We start from the raw sequence: 20,054 nt of genomic DNA on the forward strand, positions 1-20,054 counted from the left end.
TTTTAGCGTTTACGGATAACGAGCATTTCGATCTCTGCAGGTTTTTCAACAAAGCGGAGGTCATAGGGGGCGAGCGCCTTGTTCACCTGCTCGATACTGCCCATGTTGGCAGTGAGTTCCAGGTCGACCATACCGAAATACCCTGTCTGGTCAATCACCGGAAGCGGACTGCTCTGTAAAGGAACCTGCAGCCGATCGATGAAAACAGCGAGGAAGCAACTGGTCAGTTTGCAGCCAAAGCGATCCATCACCACCGCAGGTGTACCGCCAGCGGTCCGGATCTTGTCCATTGAAGAGGTACGCACCAGCACCAGCGCCTGCACTTTCCGTGCCTCCAGGCCAACCTCATAATCCGAGAAAAAACCTTTCAACTGATTTTGCATCAAAGCATAGGCCCGCCCGCTGGATCGCTCATCCATCATCAGCTCATAACAATAAGCCCTGCCCTGCTTCAGCCAATCCAGGAAATCAATGCTGGCTACATGAGGCTCAAGTTCCGCTTCCAGCCCATCTTCCAATACCGTTTCCTTTTTGCCCTTTTTGTAAGCAATGCGGAACAGTTCGGGCACGGTGAGGTTACGCCCGGTAATGCGCCTCACCTTAGCACCCGACTGCACTTCTACATCTTTATAGATCCCCCGCCCGATATTCACCACATAGCCCGAAAGCTGCGACCGGAAAAAACCATCATTAAAATCCGATCCTGCAAAAAACAAAGGCTCACTGGTATCATACCGCATCTGCTCATCCACTTTAGCCTTAAGCCGAACCGATCCCGCAGCCAGCAAAGCATTAATATTTTCACGGGATACAGCCTCCCTGCCGGTAATGGCCTTAACCAGCCCATCTGCTCCGATCCAGACATAGTGCGGAAGGCTTTGATGCGGAAAAAGCCTGGCCAAAGTCGTATCCGCCGTCACCATCGGCAGCGAATAAACTTTACCCTTCTGCCGCTGCAGCTTTTGATAAAAGGCATCTACCTCTTTAAAAGACTGATAAGCCACCGGAAGGAACTGCACCCGGTCCTTAAACTCCTCCTGCAGCTCCTCCATTTTAGGGATCATCGCCACACAGGGCGAACACCAGGTGGCCCAGAAATCCAGTATGAGCAGCTTGCCCTTAAAGGCTGAAAGCGGCAGGGCTCCCGGCGTTTTATCTGACCCATTGAGGCCTGAAATATTCTGTATAAGTACATCCGGCACCTGTTGGCCTATGGCTATTCCTTGATTATTTGCAGACCCCGATGTAACTGATAAGTTTTTATCCTGGGCATGCACCCCAAAAAATGGGCATAGCAGTAGCAGGAAGCATAATTTAAGCTTCATTTTGATTGATTTAAAACGTAAAAAAATTAGAAATTGAACTGCAAAGTAGCTCTTATGCCCTTACTCCTTCAATCTTCCCCTGCTCGATCAGCGTCCGCACCGCCGTGACCAATTCGATCAGGCCATCAAAAACATCACTGACTTCCTGCTCACTGATGTTAAGCTCCAGGAAACCCTTCTTCTCATTCAAGGAATACCCCTGAAACGACTCCAACAACGTCAGCTTTATTTTATCGACATTATAGTGTTCATAAAATGATTCCAGCACCTGTTGAGCTGTTTTCAAAGAAAGGTTTCTAGAATTATAATCAGACAAGGTCATGAATTGATGGTTAGAGAAATTGTTAATTGATTAAAAGTAAGAGCAAAGTTTGACTACTTTACAGTAACATTTGGCAACCGGATTTCAGCAATGATCGAAAAAACCCCAGGTTCCAAGGTAGCCTTATTCCGGACCTTTAATAATATTTTTGATAGGATTTTGGAGCGAAGGTGAAATAAAATCAATGTCAGCATTTATAACCAAGCTCATATTGCTATAAATCCAACAAAAACAGGTAAAATCATGCGGTCCCGACCTCTCCACGATTGAATTCCGCGACACCTGCCCGGCCATAACCATCTTTTCAATAACAAGCTCCTGCCGCCAACACCCGCAGACCAAATGTTCCATACCTCCAATTGACAATACAAAAGAGCCCAACAAAGAAAAAAAAGCGGCAGATAACTATTATTGTTCTTCATATGCAGGGTTAAAAATTCCAAACTAAAAATTGATCAAAGGCAGTCGCCCAAAGTACCTAATTGTGGAAGAGCCTAAGTGGCAGAAAAACTCCCACCATGGCCTAAAAATCCAGACGTACAAATCCCATTATGGTGAAACCGTTTATTTTTTCAAACACAAAAAAATCGAGGAAGGATGGGCAAAAAACATCCCAATAAACCAGGGCCCAAGCTCCAAGCAAACAAAAAATGAGGCAGGCCATCATTATTAAGAACCTATTTTATTTTCGACCATAAAGGCCAACCTGCCCCATCCAAAAAAAACTACTCAGGATTCTTTGGCTTCAAGGCATAAAGCCGATCAAACGGACAATTTAATAGAGACTGGTATAGAAATATTTGAAAATGGCGAACAATTAAAATAACATACTGGGGCATACTCACCTCAGTAAGTACCAACCAGTTAATCCAACTTATTTTTTGTCTGCTCATAATCGTATGTTATGAGTCTTGACGGAGAGAGGAAAAAGTGGGCTTCCCAAACCATAACCTCATAATGTTTCTCACGCCTTACGTTGAAATGGAATTACAGCAGAAGCCCACTCTTATTTTGGAAAGCTAAAGATAGCAATTCCGCTATAAGAAATGGGATAAAATCTGCTGTCCTGCTCCAACGGCGTGAGATTGAGGTTGCAAGACTCTTAATTTTACCTTACTGGTTTTATTTTTTTATTACGTAAATGTAAATAAAAAAAAGCTTAATATCAAGTAATTGCATGACGATTTTAAATAAAATATAAAAGACATTGCCAATTATATTTTTATTAGCAATAAAATGATTAGTGAGAAAGAAAAAATAATTCTGAAAAGATTCGGTCAGCATTTAAAATCTTTAAAAGAGAAACAGGAACTTTCTTATCGCGAATTTTACAAGAGAAGCGGGGTTAATACCGGAGATATTATTAAATATGAAAATGGAGAAACCAGTCCAAGTTTTATTACATTATTGAGATTGGCAATAGGTTTAAAAATCCATCCAACAGAACTTCTGGATTTTAATTTTGGAATCGACTTTAGCGCTGGGCTGGAATAACATAAGCTGTTATGATTAAGTGGCAAATCTCAAGATCATAAGTAACTAAAGAAAGAAGCGGCAATAATGAAATGCTGATCATTATATCACCTAAAGCACATTTAAAAAATCTTTACCACAAAATAGGATAGTTTGTGGCTCCATTTCCAATTCTTTTTTCATCACTATCCATCATATAGACCAAAAATTTTTGTGGTTAATTATGTATTTCAGTAGTAATATTTAGGTCATTTTTCTCAAAAAGATCAAGAAGTGTTATTTGATTTCATTAATGTCTGATAAAAGCTAAACCCAACAATTAAATATTTTTATTTACCTAACAATCATACACTTATGTTATGTTGTTTGTGTTCTATGAGAGCAAGGCGTCAAAAAAATGACATCTGTTCACTCTCTGCTTGATCGATAATCCAATCTTTTTCAGAATTTTCTAGAAATTTCATCAATTGAATGTAGTTGAAGAGCTGGATTTACAAAAACTAACCAAGTTTAAAAATGCTAAAAATCAGCCGACTGCACACCTTAAGCGATAACAGTACACATTTTGGAGCGAAATTTTTCCGCAAAAATTGGACTATAATTCTGGTATAGGTCGAACCCAAAAGTCGAACTTATTCGCTGAATTTATCTTTTTGAAAAATAGCGAGTTACGAGCAAAAAAAAAGGGACAAAACCATTCGAAAATGTCTTTGTCCCATAAGGGGTGGCTGATGGGGCTCGAACCCACGACCCTCGGCACCACAAACCAATACTCTAACCAACTGAGCTACAACCACCGTATTTTTTAGTGTCACAAAAGTACGACTTTTAATATTTCTTGCAAATATTTTTTTCAAAGTTTCTAAAACAAATTTTTAATTCCTTAACATTCAATTATTTGAAATTGAAAAAAAATTCAAGATGCAGATAAAACAAGCTATTTTAAACCTAAAAACATAACTTTACAGCGTTTATGATCGAAATTTATACAGACGGAGCAGCTAGCGGAAACCCAGGGCCAGGTGGTTGGGGTACAATTTTAAGGGCAGGACAACACTATAAAGAATTAAGTGGCGGCTTTAGAATGACCACGAATAACCGCATGGAACTATTGGCTGTAATAAAAGGGTTAGAAGCAATAAAAAGCTTAAATCAACAGGTAACCGTTTATTCTGATTCGAAATATGTAGTAGATGCTGTAGAGAAGAAATGGGTTTTTGGCTGGGTTACTAAAAATTTTAAAGACAAGAAAAACAAAGATCTCTGGTTGAGATTTCTCGAATTATACAAACTGCATAAGGTAAAATTTATCTGGATTAAAGGCCACAACGATCACCCGGAGAATGAGCGTTGTGACAGGTTAGCTGTACTTGCCTCGCAAGACAAGCAAAACTTAGCTATTGATAGTGTTTTCGAAGCAGAAAGAAACAAAGCAACTTTACTCTAATCAATTCCACCGATTACATTTAAGTCTTCCAGTTTAGCATCTACATTATTTCCGTTAGAAATCGATTTTGCCGTATATAGCAACATCATTTCTTCAGCTTTTTCTACCATCCGTTTTGATCCGATAAAAATCGGAACCCTTTGGTGCAATTCAGTTGGGTTAATGTCGAGTATACGTTCGAAACCTGTACTGGCTTTACCCCCAGCCTGCTCAATAATAAAAGCCATTGGGTTACATTCGTATAACAACCTTAATTTTCCATTAGGCGAACGTGACGTTGTAGGGTAAATATAAATCCCACCTTTAATTAAATTTCTATGGATATCGCCTACCATCGAACCAATATATCGTGAAGTGTACGGCCGTTTGGTAGCCTCGTCTTCTACCTGGCAATATTTAATATACTTTTTAACGCCGTCAGGAAAGTGGACATAATTACCTTCGTTTACCGAATACATATAGCCTGTTTCTGGTATTTTCATTTGTGGGTGCGAAAGGCAAAACTCGCCGATTGATGGATCAAGCGTAAATCCGTTAACACCCTTTCCGGTGGTATAAACCAGCATGGTAGATGAACCGTAGATAATATAGCCGGCAGCAACCTGTTGTGTGCCTTTTTGCAATACATCTTCTAAACTTGCCCTGCCCTCAACCGATTTTCTTCTGTAAATAGAAAAAATAGTACCAACTGCAACATTTACATCAGTGTTTGATGAGCCATCCAGAGGATCTATACAGACAATATATTTGGCATTTTGAGAAACCGGCGATTCGATATGGATAATCTCATCTTCCTCTTCGGTGGCTACAATACAGCATTCGCCACCACTGGTTAAAGCTGCAATAAACTGTTCGTCAGCATAAACATCCAGCTTTTTTTGTTCCTCACCTTGAATATTCATGGTTCCCATATCGCCTAAAATATCAACTAAACCAGCTTTATTAATTTCACGGTTTACAATTTTTGCAGCAATACCAATATCCCTTAATAACCTCGAAAGTTCTCCTTTAGCATATGGGAAATCTGCTTGTTTTTCTATAATAAATTGTCCTAGTGTTTTTACGCCACAAACCATACTTAGTGTATATTTTACATTATCTACCTGATAATTCTATAACCTCTAAGGTATGAATATTTTCATCAGTAATGCAAAATCTAATCAGGGTTCTCACCTTATGCCAGCCGTGTTTTCCCGCCGCACCGGGGTTTACATGCAGACATTTTATTTTTTCATCAAACATTACTTTCAAAATATGCGAATGCCCGGTAATAAATAATTTAGGAGGGTTAGTGTATATTTCAGGTTTAACATAAGACGAATACCTACCCGGATACCCACCTATATGTGTCATCCAAACATCCACCTGCTCACAGCTAAATCGATTTTGCTCCGGGAATTCGGAGCGGATTGCTCCATCATCTATATTCCCGAATACCCCCCGCAAAGGTTTAAATGCAGCTAAAGGCCCGGCAACATCTGGTCCAAAATCTCCGGCATGCCAAATTTCATCTACACTTTCGAAGTGTTTAAAAACGGCGTCATCTAAAAAACCATGGGTATCAGAAATTAATCCTATTTTTTTCATTATGTAAAGTTAATACCATCCTGTTTTACACATTAAACTTCCCTACAAGTTATTTTTTGTCATTAAAACGACTCACAAAAAACGCTTTTTTTTTCACCTAAGCGATTAACAAACCCAAAAGAAATCATCACTTTTTATTTATAGGATATTACCATTTATATAATCAGTAATTAATCTGATTATTTTAACGCCAATTAAAAAGCAAATAGACATGGGAACAATTGCTCCTCAAATGCTTGTCTAATCTTTTCTTACTTGCTTAAACGTTCCATTAGGCTGCACAAACGAAACAGAGGAAGCTTTTTTCGTCCCTTCTTTATTTTCAAACTTTAAGCTAAATCCTTTCAAATTTTTAAAACTAAAAGTATCATTTCCGACAAAAACAGTTTCATATTCAGGCTGGCCGGGTACGGAAACAAATAGAACTTTACCCTTTAAATATACTTTACTCATGCCGTTTTCGCCATAACTACCTGTGTAGTGCTCTAATAATTCCGCACTTAAATCAACCACCCGCGGCTTATACGCAAATATGGCTGGCTTCATTCCTCTTTCGAGCGGAAGACTCAATTCTTCAATTTTACCATCCTGTCCACTCATAAAATTAAACCGCAGATCGCTCACTGCTGTATCAATTTTACCTTTTTTATCTATGCCGCTAATGCTAAATACATCATAATGATAATGCCTGAGCAAAAGTTTTTCTTTACCCATTATTGCAAAAAGCGAATCATTTTTTAACGATACACTGATTACACCATAAGCAGGATTATCAAATAAACCATCATAATCTTTTAAAGGATGAGAAGGTTTAGTGTTTAAGACATGGGCGTTCTCAGCCGTTTTTTTCACCGCTTTTTCTCTTTCCTTTGCTGCAATTTTTTCTTTGGTGGCCCTACCATTCCAATCGACGCTTTTCAATTTAAGCATCCGGTCGGCAATACTGCTATAAATAATTCCCGGAACATTAGAAGTGTTTTGGTTTGTTAAAACCACAATACCCAATTTATCGGCTGGAAAAAAGGATACGCTTGCCGAGAAACCATTAATATTACCTCCATGTTCTACCATATAATGGCCCCGGTAAGAGTTGATCATCCAACCAAAACCATAGGTAGCCAGGAAGATATCCTCGTCCTTTCCAGGCAAACCTCCATTCATTACCATTTGAGAACTTGCTGCTTCTCCGATATAAGATGAAGGCAAAATCTCTTTTCCTTTATAAGTCCCGCCACTGATCCAAACTTTCAACCAATGTGTCATGTCGTTTACACTACTATTGATACTTCCGGCCGGGCCCATTCCATCGATGTTGAAATAATCAATTTTCTCAATGGCCCCTTTATCATTTACCGTGTAGGGTAAAGAAGCGTCACTATCCTTCTCCAACTCAAAAATATTGGTATTAGAACGGTTCATCTCCAAAGGATCAAAAAACTTTTCTTTAATATTCTGCTCCCATGTTTTCCCGGTCAGTTTTTCAACAATCATGCCCTGCGCCAGAAACATAAAGTTATTATACTGCCATTTTTCGCGCACAGCAGCAGTTGGCTCCATGTAACGCACTCTTTGTATAATGCTATCGCGATTGGAAGAATTAAACACAAACCACGACAAATCGTAACGTGATAAACCCGTGCGATGACACATCAGATCACGAACAGTGATCTGGTTGTTCATGTTATCATTATAAAACTTTAATTGGGGTAAATAAGAGGTTGCATTTCCATCGAGTGATAGCTTTCCTTCTTTCTGCAACAGCCCAATTAGCGAAGAAGTAAAGGATTTAGTACTTGAACCTATGGCAAAAAGTGTATTTGGGGTTACTGGCTTCTTACTTTCCAGATCGCGGTAACCAAAACCTTTGCTATAAATCACCTGATCGTCCTTCACTACAGCTACCGCAAAACCAGCCACCTGCTGATCTTTTAAGATCCTGTTTAGTAAGGTGTCAATTCCTGCTAAAGGATCACCTGTTTTTTGTTTTTTTGATTGGGCAAGAGAAGACAGTGCTATTAGGCACAGCAAGAACACATTTAGACTACGTTTCATTTTAATTTAGGTGAGATAATTTGTAGGCCTAAATTACAAATGATAATGAGGATTGTATCAGAAAATGGTTAAATTCAATTATTTTCTTAGTAAGCCAGGAAAAAATTCTTCAGCAATTCTTTATAAGCTGCAGTATGCTGTTTTAAAGATTCATAAATATAAAAGTCTCTTTCTCTTAAAACTGTTTTACCCTTTTTCAAACAGATCATCTGCCTAAAGGTTGGTTTACTTTGATCAGAATGTATATGGATCCGCTCTGTAAGCGATAAATTATAATGCGCAGCAATACCAATAACTTCATCGGCTTGTTTTACCGGAAGGATTAACCAAATCATACCTTCATCTGCCAATAACCCACTCGCTTTTTTAATCAGCATACTAAAAAAGTCTTCATCTGCATGCCGGGCTATTCCTTTTCTAAGTTCCTCACTTTTTAAATCGTTCACAAAAAAAGGTGGGTTAGAGACAATCAGGTCGAATTGCTGAGAATATTCATATTGCTCAATTGATGTATGATTAATGGTTAACCGCTCACTGAAAACCGAAAATTGAAAATTTTTTTCAGCGGTTTCGGCAGCTTGGGCATCAATCTCTACCGCATGTATCAATGCATCAGGAAAACGCTGCGCCAACATTAAGGCAATCACACCAGTGCCTGTTCCAATATCTAGTATCGTTAACGGCGAAGGATGTGTAACTGTCGCCCCTAGTAATACCCCATCAGTATTAATCTTCATGGCGCAACCGGTTTGATCTACCTCGAACTGTTTAAACTTGAAAATACTCATTTAAATTTCGTACAATTCTAAAGGCAGGCCATCAGGGTCGGCAAAAAAAGTAAACCGTTTATCCGTAAATTCATCAATACGAATTGGTTCAGTAATGATACCCTGATCATTTAAACGCGAAATCTCTTTTTCTATATCATCAACTTCAAAAGCTAAATGACGTAAACCCTGGGCCTCCGGACGCGATGGCCTTGCAGGTGGATTTTCGAAAGAAAAAAGCTCGATCTGATAGACACCATTTACGGCAAGATCTAACTTATACGATTTCCTTTCCGCCCGGTAAACCTCGGCCAAAACCGTAAAACCCAGCTTATTCACATAAAAATCTTTCGATTTTTCGTAGTCAGAGCAGATAATGGCGATGTGATGGATTTTATTGAACATAGATTTGAATTTTTAAAGTTTTTGCTTTGCATTTCGCTACAATTAATGCCGTTTGTAAATTACCTATTAGTAAGCACTTTATTTTCGCAAGTATTTACGCCCAACTAGGCCACCCCACCGTATCTTCGTTCCAGTCAAATCCGGCCTAATAAATTTTTCGGACTCCATTGCCCTAGCCAACCCACTGACTTTGAAAGAAAAATTTTCAGCCGGTGTTTTTTGTTTCTTTTTGACACCAAAAAGAAAGAGCCCATCGGCGGCGGCGAGCCGAGGCAGGTATGAGCGTTGGACAAAAAGAATTGACTACGCGTTAAACATATTAATTTTTATACAGTTAACTAAAACTGTCATAATGACGGCAACTCGCGCTACATTAACATCAAAAGTAATAAAAGCGCAATTATATTGCACGCCACAACAAGCTTTTTAAATTTTTAACGCTATTTTTGCAACTTCAAAAAAAAAGCATGATTCATTTCTTCCTTAGTCAATCGCAGGCGATTTTTGTTTTACAAACAGACAAAGCGCTTTCTACCACTGATATTACTAAACTTGAATGGTTATTTGGCGGTGCCAAAATCTCGCAAGAAACAGCTTTAACAGGCTTTTTCGTTGGGCCAAGAGCAGCAATGATTACTCCATGGAGTACCAACGCAGTAGAGATTACCCAGAACATGGACATGCAGGGAATCATCAGGATTGAAGAATTTAAGCAGGTTGACGAAAACTTTGCTGATTACGACCCCATGCTTTCTCAAAAATACGACAAGCTTGACCAAGAGGTTTATACCATCAACATCAAACCCGAGCCGGTTTTAGAAATCACCGATATTGCAGCTTATAACAAACAGGAAGGGCTTTCTTTAAGTGATGAAGAAGTTGAGTATTTAAATACGTTAGCACAAAAATTAGCAAGACCTTTAACCGATTCTGAGGTTTTTGGTTTCTCTCAGGTAAATTCAGAACATTGCCGTCATAAAATTTTCAATGGCAAATTCGTAATCGACGGCATAGAGCAACCTACTTCTTTGTTTAAGCTGATCCGCAAAACATCAGAAGAAAACCCTAACGATATTGTTTCGGCATATAAAGATAATGTAGCTTTTATTAAAGGCCCTAAAGTGCAGCAATTTGCACCTAAACGTGCCGATGAGCCTGATTATTATACCACAAGCGATTTCGAATCGGTCATCTCCTTAAAAGCAGAAACCCATAATTTCCCTACCACTGTTGAGCCTTTTAACGGTGCAGCAACAGGTTCTGGAGGTGAAATCAGAGATCGTTTAGCAGGTGGGCAGGGCTCATTGCCTTTAGCAGGAACTGCCGTTTACATGACTGCGCTTTCGCGTTTAGAAGATAACCGCCCATGGGAAAAAGGTGTTGAAGAAAGACAATGGTTGTACCAAACCCCAATGGATATCCTGATCAAAGCATCAAACGGTGCTACTGATTTTGGAAATAAATTCGGACAACCACTAATTACAGGTTCAGTTTTAACTTTCGAACACGAGCACTTCGACAAGCTCAGTATGACATCTCGTAAGTTAGGTTTCGATAAAGTAATTATGCTTGCAGGCGGTATCGGTTACGGTAAAGCCAGCCAGGCACAAAAACTTAAACCAAAAGAAGGTGATAATATCGTTATTCTGGGTGGAGAAAATTATAGAATCGGGATGGGCGGTGCAGCCGTTTCATCTGCAGATACCGGACAGCACGGAAGCGGCATTGAATTAAATGCCATCCAAAGATCAAATCCCGAAATGCAAAAACGTGCAGCCAATGCTGTTCGTGGTATGGTAGAAAGCGATCACAATTCGATTATCTCTATCCACGATCATGGTGCAGGCGGGCACTTAAACTGTTTATCAGAACTGGTTGAAGAAACAGGTGGTTTAATCGACTTAGATAAACTTCCTGTAGGAGATCCTACCCTTTCGGCCAAAGAAATTATCGGAAACGAATCGCAGGAAAGAATGGGATTGGTAATCGGCAACGACCATATTGAAACCCTGCAAAAAATAGCCGACCGCGAACGTTCACCTATGTATACCGTAGGTAAAGTAACCGGCGATCACCGTTTTACCTTTAAATCTGCAACAACAGGTTTAAAACCAATGGATTTAGAGTTGGCCGCCATGTTTGGCAGTTCACCAAAAATTGTAATGGACGATAAAACCATTGATCGTAAATACGAAGCGATTGAATATAATAATGCTGAATTAAACACCTATTTAGAACAAGTACTTCAATTAGAAGCGGTTGCATCTAAAGATTGGTTAACCAATAAAGTAGATCGTTGTGTGGGTGGCCGTGTAGCCAAACAGCAATGTGCAGGTCCGTTACAATTGCCATTAAATAACTGTGGTGTAATGGCTTTAGATTTTCAGGGTAAAGAAGGTATTGCCACTTCAGTTGGCCATGCACCACTTTCTGCCTTGATCGATCCTGCTGCTGGTAGCCGCAATGCGATTGCAGAATCGCTTTCGAATATCGTATGGGCACCCTTAAAAGATGGTTTAAAAAGTGTTTCACTTTCTGCCAACTGGATGTGGGCCTGTAAAAATGAAGGCGAAGATGCCCGTTTATATGCAGCAGTAAAAGCCTGTTCTGATTTTGCCATCGATTTAGGAATCAATATCCCAACCGGAAAGGATTCATTATCGATGAAACAGAAATACAAAGATGGCGATGTTATTGCACCTGGAACGGTGATTATTTCTGCCGGAGCCAACTGTGATGATATTACCAAAGTGGTTGAACCTGTACTCCAAAAAGATGGCGGATCTATTTATTACATTAACCTATCAAACGACAGCTATAAATTAGGCGGTTCATCTTTCGCACAGATTTTAAACAAAATTGGCACAGAAACACCTGATGTTAAGGATGCTGCTCAGTTTAAAAGCACTTTCAATACGCTACAACAGTTAATCAAAGCAGACAAAATACAGGCTGGTCACGATATTGGTAGCGGGGGTTTAATTACAACCTTATTGGAAATGTGTTTTGCCGACCGCGATTTAGGCACTTCGATTGATTTATCTTCGTTAGCAGAAGCCGACAGTATTAAAGTATTATTTGCAGAGAACATCGGCATCGTTTTCCAGGCTGATGCTTCGGTTGAAGATACCTTTGCACAGGCGGGTATTAGTTTCCACAAAATTGGTGAAGTAAATACATCAGCTAAACTGGAAGTTAAAAACGCTGCAGATCAATATAGTTTCGACATTGATCACTTACGTGATGTTTGGTTTAAAACTTCGTACCTGCTAGATAACAAACAAACCGGTAACGGCCTGGCAAAAGAACGTTACGACAATTATAAAAACCATGTTTTAAATTACACTTTCCCATTACAGTTTGACGGAAAGAAACCTGTAATTGATCCAACTAAACCGCGTCCAAAAGCAGCCATTATCCGCGAAAAAGGAAGTAACTCTGAGCGCGAACTGGCTAATGCCATGTATTTGGCAGGTTTTGACGTGAAAGACGTACACATGACCGATTTAATTACCGGAAGAGAAACTTTAGAAGACATTCAGTTTATCGGTGCAGTTGGTGGTTTCTCTAACTCTGATGTTTTAGGATCGGCCAAAGGTTGGGCAGGTGCATTTTTATACAACGAAAAAGCAAGGGTAGCTTTAGAGAAATTCTTCGCCCGTCCTGATACTTTATCGGTTGGGGTTTGTAATGGTTGCCAATTGTTTGTAGAGTTAGGTTTAATTAATAAAGACCACGAAGAAAAACCGAAAATGCTGCACAACAAAAGTGGCAAGCACGAAAGTATTTTCACTTCTTTAACCTTACAGGAAAATAATTCGGTCATGTTATCTACACTGGCCGGAAGCACTTTAGGGGTTTGGGTATCACATGGTGAAGGAAGATTCTCATTACCATACGCAGAAGATAAATACAAAATCGTTGCAAAATATGCTTACGAAACTTATCCGGCTAGTCCGAATGGCTCAGATTACAACACCGCAATGTTATGCGATGAAAGTGGTCGCCACCTGGTCATGATGCCGCACATTGAGCGTTCATTGTTCCAATGGCACTGGGCAAATTACCCAAAAGGCCGTAAAGACGAAGTTTCGCCATGGATGGAAGCCTTTGTGAATGCACGCAAGTGGATTGAAAACAAAGGATAGATCTGGTAAGATAATAAACAGACAAAATGGATGATGGAATTAAAAACCATCATCCATTTTTTTTGTCATCATGACCTGGTTGGATCGTCATTTCGACCGGTTAGTTTCTTAATTCGTCATGCTGAATTTATTTCAGCATCTATCATGCTAATTAGACCCTGAAACAAGTTCAGGGTGACGAACCGCGAGAGAATAAAAAACGGCTTGAGCTTTTGCCCAAACCGCTTCAATTTAACCCAACCTCACATTTTTCTATAAGAGCATTAATAGAAAATTCATTCCGGCGTTTTCACTGAAGTGTCATCCTGAGCGTAGTCGAAGGATCTTTTTTATGATTTGCAAGCAACATAGGTCTTCGACTACGCTCAGACTGACAACCAATACGCTTAACTAAATAACATTCCTCCATCTCTTCCATTATTCCTACATCATCTGAAAATTAATCGCCATATTATACCTTACACGCACCGGAATCCCTTTATTCTTACCTGGTTTCCATAATGGCGATTTTTTAATCACCTTAATCGCTTCTTCATCACAGCCAAAACCAATCCCTTTCACTACCGACACATCAGTAATAGAACCATCTTTCTCTACCACAAAACTTACAAATACTTTTCCTCCAGCACCTTCCTCCTGTGCTCTTGATGGATACCTTAAATTACGCTCCATATATTTGGACCAGGCTTTGGCACCACCGTTAAATTCAGGATATTCATCTACGCCACCTATCGTTAAAACAGCATTCGGGTCACCGTTTTCTGCACCATCTTTAGCTGTGCCTGAACCATCGCCATTACCTTTATTATCTGAAAGCGTTGCATTAGGAGCAATCACTCCATCTTGTGTTTTGGTGCTGATCACTGCCAATTTTATATCATCAACCGTTGGAGGCGGAGGAAGTTCTGTTTTATTAACCACCACCACTTGTGACGGAAGTGCTATTGTTTTAACCTTTACCGGATCAGCTTTTGCTGGTTCAATCTTTTTTTCTGGTTCAGGAGTTTTTGGCTTCATCTGATGGATCACATCCGTTAAATCTACAGGTCTTGCAATTTCTACAGGTACTTCTTCTTTCGGAAAAAGTTTCGCATAAATTAAAGGAGAGAAACACAGGAGTACAAACAGGCTGCCAGATACAAAAAGCGCTCTCGTCATAATCGACGAAGATTTAGATCTTAAATCATAAGCGCCATAGTTTTTGTTGCGGTTTGCAAATACAAGATCGAGCCACTCGGTTTTGTATACGTTAATTGAAGAGTTGAACATAGCTTTTATTTTTATAGCATGATGCAGCAAAATCTTCAATTCCATAAAACATTCGAAAAAGCTATTTTCTTTACAAAAAATGAAATTTTTAATCTGAAAAACATTTTTTTATTTCATTTTCAATAAAATTGATAAAAATAATACGATTCTTTTACGAAAATTAATAAAATATACTATTTTTGACAAAAAACATAACAAATTAATGAAAAGCTTAAGAACCATCGCATTAAAAGAGGCTCAAAACAGAATTTCACCAGAAGTTAAATCACCATCAGCAAAAATTTCTGACTTTTTTGGCGCTAATGTATTTGATAAGAGAAAAATGAGAGATTTCTTATCTAAGGACGTATATGAAAAATTAATATCATCTATCAACCAGGGTGAGTTAATTAATTCTGACGATGCCAACCAAATTGCAACCGCTATGAAAGCGTGGGCAATGAGTGCTGGCGCAACGCATTATACGCACTGGTTCCAGCCATTAACTGGTACAACTGCTGAAAAACACGATTCATTTTTTGAGCCAAGTGGCGATGGAGCTATAGAGAAATTCGCTGGTAGCGCTTTAGTTCAACAAGAGCCAGATGCGTCTAGTTTCCCTAACGGTGGTATCCGTAATACTTTCGAAGCTCGTGGTTATACTGCCTGGGATCCTTCTTCTCCAGCTTTTATCATGGAAAGCAAAGCAGGTAAAACACTATGTATCCCTACAGTATTTGTATCATATACCGGTGAAGCCTTGGATTATAAAGCACCTTTATTAAAAGCATTAGCTGCGCTTGATAGAGCTGCTGTTGATGTTTGCCAATATTTCGATAAAAGCATTACTAAAGTAAATGCTTCTTTAGGTATCGAACAAGAATATTTCCTGGTTGATGAGTCATTGTTCAATGCTCGTCCCGATTTATTATTAACTGGCCGTACTTTATTCGGACACATGTCTGCTAAAGGCCAGCAATTAGAAGATCACTATTTCGGTTCTATCCCTGAGCGTGTATTCAGCTACATGGTAGATTTCGAAAACGAAGCTTTAAAATTAGGTATTCCTTTAAAAACCCGTCACAATGAGGTAGCACCTTCTCAATTTGAGTGTGCACCAATTTATGAAGAAATCAACTTAGCTATCGATCACAATCAATTATTGATGGATTTGATGGAGAAAGTTGCCCGTCGTCACCACTTCCGTGTATTATTGCACGAAAAACCATACGCAGGCATCAACGGATCAGGTAAACACAACAACTGGTCGTTAATTACCGATACCGGTAAAAACTTATTGGCACCAGGTAAAACACCTAAAAACAATTTAATGTTCCTTGCTTTCTTTGTGAATACAATTAAAGCCGTTAGCGAGCATGCCGATTTATTACGTGCAAGTATTGCATCAGTAAGCAACGATCACCGTTTAGGTGCTAACGAAGCGCCACCTGCAATTATCTCTATCTTCCTAGGTTCTCAATTGAACGATGTGTTAGACGAGATTGAGCACTCACGTATCAGCAAAAAAATCAAAGAAGATAACGCACTTTGGTTAGGTATCCCTAAAATCCCTCAGATTTTATTAGATAACACCGACCGTAACCGTACATCTCCTTTCGCATTTACAGGTAATAAATTTGAGCTGAGAGCTGTTGGATCTTCAGCAAACTCTTCTGCTCCAATGACGATCTTAAACGCAATTATGGCTGAGCAATTGGTTAAATTTAAGGTTGAGGTTGATAAATTGATCAAAAAAGGTGATAAAAAAGACATCGCTTTATTAACAGTGATCAAAAAATACATCAAAGAATCTAAAGGTATCCGTTTCGAAGGTAATGGTTATAGCCAGGAGTGGGAAGATGAAGCTGCAACACGCGGTTTATCAAACATCAAAACTACACCAAAAGCTTTAGATGCTTATTTAACTGAAAAATCTGCTGAATTATTTGCTTCAACTGGTATTTATAGCGCACGTGAGATTCATGCCCGTCATGAAATCATGTTAGAAAACTTCTATAAAAAACTACAGATCGAAGCGCGTGTAATGGGCGAAGTAGCGAACACGGCTATTATCCCTGCAGCAATTGCTTACCAAAACTCTTTAATCGAAAACGTACAAGGATTAAAAGCAATAGGTGTAGAAAGCAAAGTTTCTATCGATATCGTTAAAAAATTAACAGAGCATTTAGAAATTGTGAAAACCAATATCGATGCCATGTTAGAAGAACGTAAATTAACCAACAAAATCGAAGATACCCGTGAGAAAGCGATTGCTTACGATGAGAAAGTTAAATCTTACTTCGATATCATCCGTTACCACGCCGATAAATTAGAACAAATTGTTGACGACAGCGTTTGGCCTTTACCAAAATTCAGAGAATTATTATTCATGAAATAAGTCTTAAACCGTAAGGTTTAAGGTATAGGGCGTAAGGTTTTAAACTTTACGCCCTTTTCTTTTTGGTTCATTAGCCATTGGTTCACTCGTTTATTGGTTATTAGCCATTGTAATTGCAAACTGTAAATCGAAAACTGTTAATTGTTTTAATCAATTGACGCAGAACACCATACGCCATACGCCAAACTTAAATAAGTTCATTAGCCATTGGTTCATTAGTAATTGTAAACTGCCAATTGAAAACTACAAACTGGTTAATCGGTTAATTGTTTAAAATGGCTTAACTGGCAATTGACAACTGTCAACTTTTTTTTTGGAAAGCAATACCAGTGCTCATCGGTTAATCCAGTCCTGCTTTCCTTCCTGCTGTAAAATTTTCTTCAACCTTTAATCCATCGTTTACAGCATCCATCCAATCAGGTTTATTTAACCAGGCCTGTGCAAGGAAAAACCTACCACAACGAATCTGCCCTCCTGTCCTAAGCCGATTGTACAATCTCAACATAAAGTCCTACCGTGTGTGCGTATCTTTTTTACGAATAGTTTTCAGCATCATGCTAGCTTATGTTAATAAACCACAGGCCTTACCAAAGAACGCCGTCAATCCCAAGAGCCGGAGAAATCAAAAAAACAGGTGCAGTTCAGATAATTTCATACTAACAAACCTGAAACGCAGTGGTTTTGTGTTCATTAGTAATGATTCAAGGTTTTGAAAAGAATTGAACACAAAACGAAGTGCCGCTGTTTTTTTGATGTGTGTGGGATTGTGCAAAAAGGCTCATTGCTGGATTGACAAAGCGCTTTGGGTACTTTGGCGCTCCAAAGTACCATGCCACGCGGCATAGAGCGGAAAAAATCAACATTGTTCTCAAACTATTGTTTTAAGAAATCAGTACCAGTTAATTCATCGTTACAGCATCCATGCAATCAGGTTTATTTCAGACAGGCCTGTGCAAGGGAAAAAACCGCCACAATGAACAACCCTATTACCTTAAGCCCGATTGTACGTTCCCGATTTTTCATCGGGATAGGAAAAGCGGGGCCGCAAGCCGCCATGAAAAACCAACCTTCACTTCCAAAACCTCTTTCAATTATTTTGTTAAAACAAGCCTGTTCAGACAAAACCTCAACCCCAAACCAATATTCGATCTATCGACTCCGGACTTCTGACTCCCGACTTCAGACTTTCTATCTTCCACTCTTTTACCTTCCACCTTAAAAAACTATCTTTGCGCCAACATGAGTGATAACAGGTACAATCAACGTGGCGTTTCTGCCTCAAAAGAAGATGTGCACAATGCCATCAAAAACATCGATAAAGGAATTTTCCCAAAAGCATTCTGCAAAATTATCCCCGATATTTTAGGTGGTGATGCGGAATACTGTAATATCATGCACGCTGATGGCGCAGGTACCAAATCATCCTTAGCTTACGTATACTGGAAAGAAACCGGGGACATTTCCGTATGGAAAGGCATTGCACAAGATGCCATTATCATGAATATCGACGATTTAATCTGCGTTGGTGCTACCGATAATATCCTGTTGTCATCAACCATAGGCAGAAATAAAAACCTGATCCCGGGTGAAGTAATTGCTGCTGTAATTAACGGCACAGAAGAAATTTTAGCCGATTTACGCGAACAAGGCATCTCGATCTACTCAACAGGTGGCGAAACTGCCGATGTTGGCGATCTAGTAAGAACGATTATCGTTGATTCTACGGTAACTTGCCGTTTAAAGCGTGAAGATATCATCAGTAATGATAATATTAAACCTGGCGACGTAATAGTGGCATTAGCCTCATACGGACAGGCTACTTACGAAACCGAATACAATGGCGGTATGGGATCGAACGGATTGACTTCTGCCCGCCATGATGTTTTCGATAAAACAGTAGCCAATAATTACCCCGAAAGTTTCGATCCGGCTGTTCCATTCGATCTGGTTTTCTCTGGAAAGAAACAATTAACAGAAGAAATTGACATTGAAGGATTCGGCAAAACTACGGTAGGTAAACTGGTGTTATCGCCAACCCGCACTTATGCACCCGTAATTAAAAAGATTTTAGAAAGTTACCGCAGTCAGATCAATGGTATTGTACACTGTAGCGGTGGGGCACAAACAAAAGTATTACATTTCGTTAACGATGACATTCATGTAATCAAGAACAACCTATTCCCTATTCCACCGCTATTTAAGCTAATACAAGAACAATCAGGTACCGATTGGAAAGAAATGTATAAGGTGTTTAATATGGGCCACCGCATGGAGCTTTATGTCCCTCAGGAAATCGCTGAAAATATTATTGAAATTTCTAAAAGCTTTAATATCGATGCGCAGATTATTGGTCGTGTGGAAAAAGGCGGGCAGAAACAGGTAACCATCGAAAGCGAAAAAGGAATATTCGTTTATAATTAAGAAATAAGATACGATTTAAAACGGCTGTTGAAACCAAATTTCAGCAGCCGTTTTTTTTGTTACTCACGTTCTACAAACTTATGAAAGGTACTTTCTTCACCATCTGCTTTCTTATCCTGATAAAGAAAATCAAGTTTGTTATCATCAAAGGTCTTAAAAAAGGTGTCCCAATCTGTTTCCTTTAAGTCTGAAGAACTGTCGCTGTGTTCTGGAAAGTGTATCCTTAAAATACCCCCACCATTTTTTTTATCTGTATCTGCAACTATTGCCGGCACACCACCATGCTCCTCGGCCCATGCTTTTATGGTAGCATGATCATGGGTTTGTTTTGAACTGCTCATTGTTTTAAGAATTAGTTTTAAATAAATAGATTAATAATAAAATCAAATTTTATTAGAAATGGTTTTATTTATTATAAAAACATCAACAATAAGCCAGGTAAACTGTAATTATATTTTTAT

Annotated in this window: 14 protein-coding genes and 1 tRNA gene; 5 read left to right on the forward strand and 10 right to left on the reverse strand. The window is 39.1% G+C overall.

Annotated elements, in window-relative coordinates:
- Positions 1–2 precede the first annotated feature (2 nt).
- A complete protein-coding gene (locus QF042_RS17695; RefSeq protein ID WP_307530804.1) occupies positions 3–1,325 on the reverse strand; it encodes a TlpA disulfide reductase family protein in 1,323 nt (440 codons plus the stop codon).
- Between the two features lie 52 nt (positions 1,326–1,377).
- Positions 1,378–1,611: a hypothetical protein gene (locus QF042_RS17700; protein WP_307530806.1), complete on the reverse strand. Its 234-nt coding sequence runs from the start codon at positions 1,609–1,611 to the stop codon at positions 1,378–1,380.
- 1,272 nt (positions 1,612–2,883) lie between these two features.
- On the opposite strand from QF042_RS17700, the gene QF042_RS17705 reads away from it, so the two are divergent.
- Positions 2,884–3,141 carry a helix-turn-helix domain-containing protein gene (locus QF042_RS17705; protein WP_215126009.1) on the forward strand — a complete coding sequence of 86 codons (258 nt, stop codon included), beginning with the start codon at positions 2,884–2,886 and terminating at the stop codon, positions 3,139–3,141.
- A gap of 702 nt (positions 3,142–3,843) precedes the next feature.
- On the opposite strand, the gene QF042_RS17710 is transcribed toward QF042_RS17705, so the two are convergent.
- Positions 3,844–3,917, reverse strand: a tRNA-His gene (locus tag QF042_RS17710).
- Between the two features lie 176 nt (positions 3,918–4,093).
- On the opposite strand from QF042_RS17710, the gene rnhA reads away from it, so the two are divergent.
- The gene (gene rnhA, locus QF042_RS17715; protein WP_307530809.1) at positions 4,094–4,567 is read left to right on the forward strand and encodes a ribonuclease HI; all 474 of its coding nucleotides are present in this window, start codon (positions 4,094–4,096) and stop codon (positions 4,565–4,567) included.
- Here rnhA and fbp read toward each other — a convergent pair.
- The 5 genes from fbp to QF042_RS17740 all read right to left on the reverse strand — a co-directional run bounded on the left by fbp (position 4,564) and on the right by QF042_RS17740 (position 9,378).
- Entirely contained in the window at positions 4,564–5,643 is a 1,080-nt protein-coding gene (gene fbp, locus QF042_RS17720) for a class 1 fructose-bisphosphatase (RefSeq protein WP_307530812.1), read from the reverse strand. The genes rnhA and fbp overlap by 4 nt on opposite strands.
- Before the next feature lie 19 nt (positions 5,644–5,662).
- Complete coding sequence (locus QF042_RS17725; protein ID WP_307530814.1) at positions 5,663–6,154, reverse strand: metallophosphoesterase; 492 nt, start codon at positions 6,152–6,154, stop codon at positions 5,663–5,665.
- 240 nt (positions 6,155–6,394) lie between these two features.
- Positions 6,395–8,206: a serine hydrolase gene (locus QF042_RS17730; protein WP_307530816.1), complete on the reverse strand. Its 1,812-nt coding sequence runs from the start codon at positions 8,204–8,206 to the stop codon at positions 6,395–6,397.
- Positions 8,207–8,292: 86 nt separating this feature from the next.
- On the reverse strand, positions 8,293–8,943 hold the full coding sequence (locus tag QF042_RS17735) for a tRNA1(Val) (adenine(37)-N6)-methyltransferase (RefSeq protein WP_307530817.1): 651 nt from the start codon (positions 8,941–8,943) through the stop codon (positions 8,293–8,295).
- Positions 8,944–8,994: 51 nt separating this feature from the next.
- On the reverse strand, positions 8,995–9,378 hold the full coding sequence (locus tag QF042_RS17740; protein ID WP_307530819.1) for a VOC family protein: 384 nt from the start codon (positions 9,376–9,378) through the stop codon (positions 8,995–8,997).
- Between the two features lie 446 nt (positions 9,379–9,824).
- Between QF042_RS17740 and purL the strand changes: the two genes are divergently transcribed.
- Complete coding sequence (gene purL, locus QF042_RS17745; protein ID WP_307530822.1) at positions 9,825–13,526, forward strand: phosphoribosylformylglycinamidine synthase; 3,702 nt, start codon at positions 9,825–9,827, stop codon at positions 13,524–13,526.
- A 423-nt stretch (positions 13,527–13,949) separates the two neighbouring features.
- Here purL and QF042_RS17750 read toward each other — a convergent pair whose 3' ends face one another.
- Positions 13,950–14,795, reverse strand: a complete 846-nt coding sequence (locus tag QF042_RS17750) for an energy transducer TonB (RefSeq protein ID WP_307530824.1) — start codon at positions 14,793–14,795, stop codon at positions 13,950–13,952.
- Positions 14,796–14,997: 202 nt separating this feature from the next.
- On the opposite strand from QF042_RS17750, the gene QF042_RS17755 reads away from it, so the two are divergent.
- Positions 14,998–17,172 (forward strand): glutamine synthetase III, encoded by a 2,175-nt coding sequence (locus QF042_RS17755; protein WP_307530826.1) that lies wholly within the window; start codon positions 14,998–15,000, stop codon positions 17,170–17,172.
- A gap of 1,239 nt (positions 17,173–18,411) precedes the next feature.
- The gene (locus tag QF042_RS17760; RefSeq protein WP_307530828.1) at positions 18,412–19,593 is read left to right on the forward strand and encodes an AIR synthase related protein; all 1,182 of its coding nucleotides are present in this window, start codon (positions 18,412–18,414) and stop codon (positions 19,591–19,593) included.
- A gap of 59 nt (positions 19,594–19,652) precedes the next feature.
- Here the strand turns inward: QF042_RS17760 and QF042_RS17765 are convergent, their stop codons facing one another.
- Positions 19,653–19,934 (reverse strand): hypothetical protein, encoded by a 282-nt coding sequence (locus tag QF042_RS17765; protein WP_307530830.1) that lies wholly within the window; start codon positions 19,932–19,934, stop codon positions 19,653–19,655.
- Positions 19,935–20,054: the final 120 nt, after the last annotated feature.

This window comes from Pedobacter sp. W3I1, from assembly GCF_030816015.1.
GTDB lineage: Bacteria > Bacteroidota > Bacteroidia > Sphingobacteriales > Sphingobacteriaceae > Pedobacter.

Excerpts from the sequence above, each read along its gene's own strand:
- QF042_RS17695 (WP_307530804.1), bottom strand. The coding sequence starts at position 1,325 with ATGAAGCTTAAATTATGCTTCCTGCTACTGCTATGCCCATTTTTTGGG.
- QF042_RS17705 (WP_215126009.1), top strand. The coding sequence starts at position 2,884 with ATGATTAGTGAGAAAGAAAAAATAATTCTGAAAAGATTCGGTCAGCAT.
- rnhA (WP_307530809.1), top strand. The coding sequence starts at position 4,094 with ATGATCGAAATTTATACAGACGGAGCAGCTAGCGGAAACCCAGGGCCA.
- fbp (WP_307530812.1), bottom strand. The coding sequence starts at position 5,643 with ATGGTTTGTGGCGTAAAAACACTAGGACAATTTATTATAGAAAAACAA.
- QF042_RS17725 (WP_307530814.1), bottom strand. The coding sequence starts at position 6,154 with ATGAAAAAAATAGGATTAATTTCTGATACCCATGGTTTTTTAGATGAC.
- QF042_RS17730 (WP_307530816.1), bottom strand. The coding sequence starts at position 8,206 with ATGAAACGTAGTCTAAATGTGTTCTTGCTGTGCCTAATAGCACTGTCT.
- QF042_RS17735 (WP_307530817.1), bottom strand. The coding sequence starts at position 8,943 with ATGAAGATTAATACTGATGGGGTATTACTAGGGGCGACAGTTACACAT.
- QF042_RS17740 (WP_307530819.1), bottom strand. The coding sequence starts at position 9,378 with ATGTTCAATAAAATCCATCACATCGCCATTATCTGCTCTGACTACGAA.
- QF042_RS17750 (WP_307530824.1), bottom strand. The coding sequence starts at position 14,795 with ATGTTCAACTCTTCAATTAACGTATACAAAACCGAGTGGCTCGATCTT.
- QF042_RS17755 (WP_307530826.1), top strand. The coding sequence starts at position 14,998 with ATGAAAAGCTTAAGAACCATCGCATTAAAAGAGGCTCAAAACAGAATT.
- QF042_RS17760 (WP_307530828.1), top strand. The coding sequence starts at position 18,412 with ATGAGTGATAACAGGTACAATCAACGTGGCGTTTCTGCCTCAAAAGAA.
- QF042_RS17765 (WP_307530830.1), bottom strand. The coding sequence starts at position 19,934 with ATGAGCAGTTCAAAACAAACCCATGATCATGCTACCATAAAAGCATGG.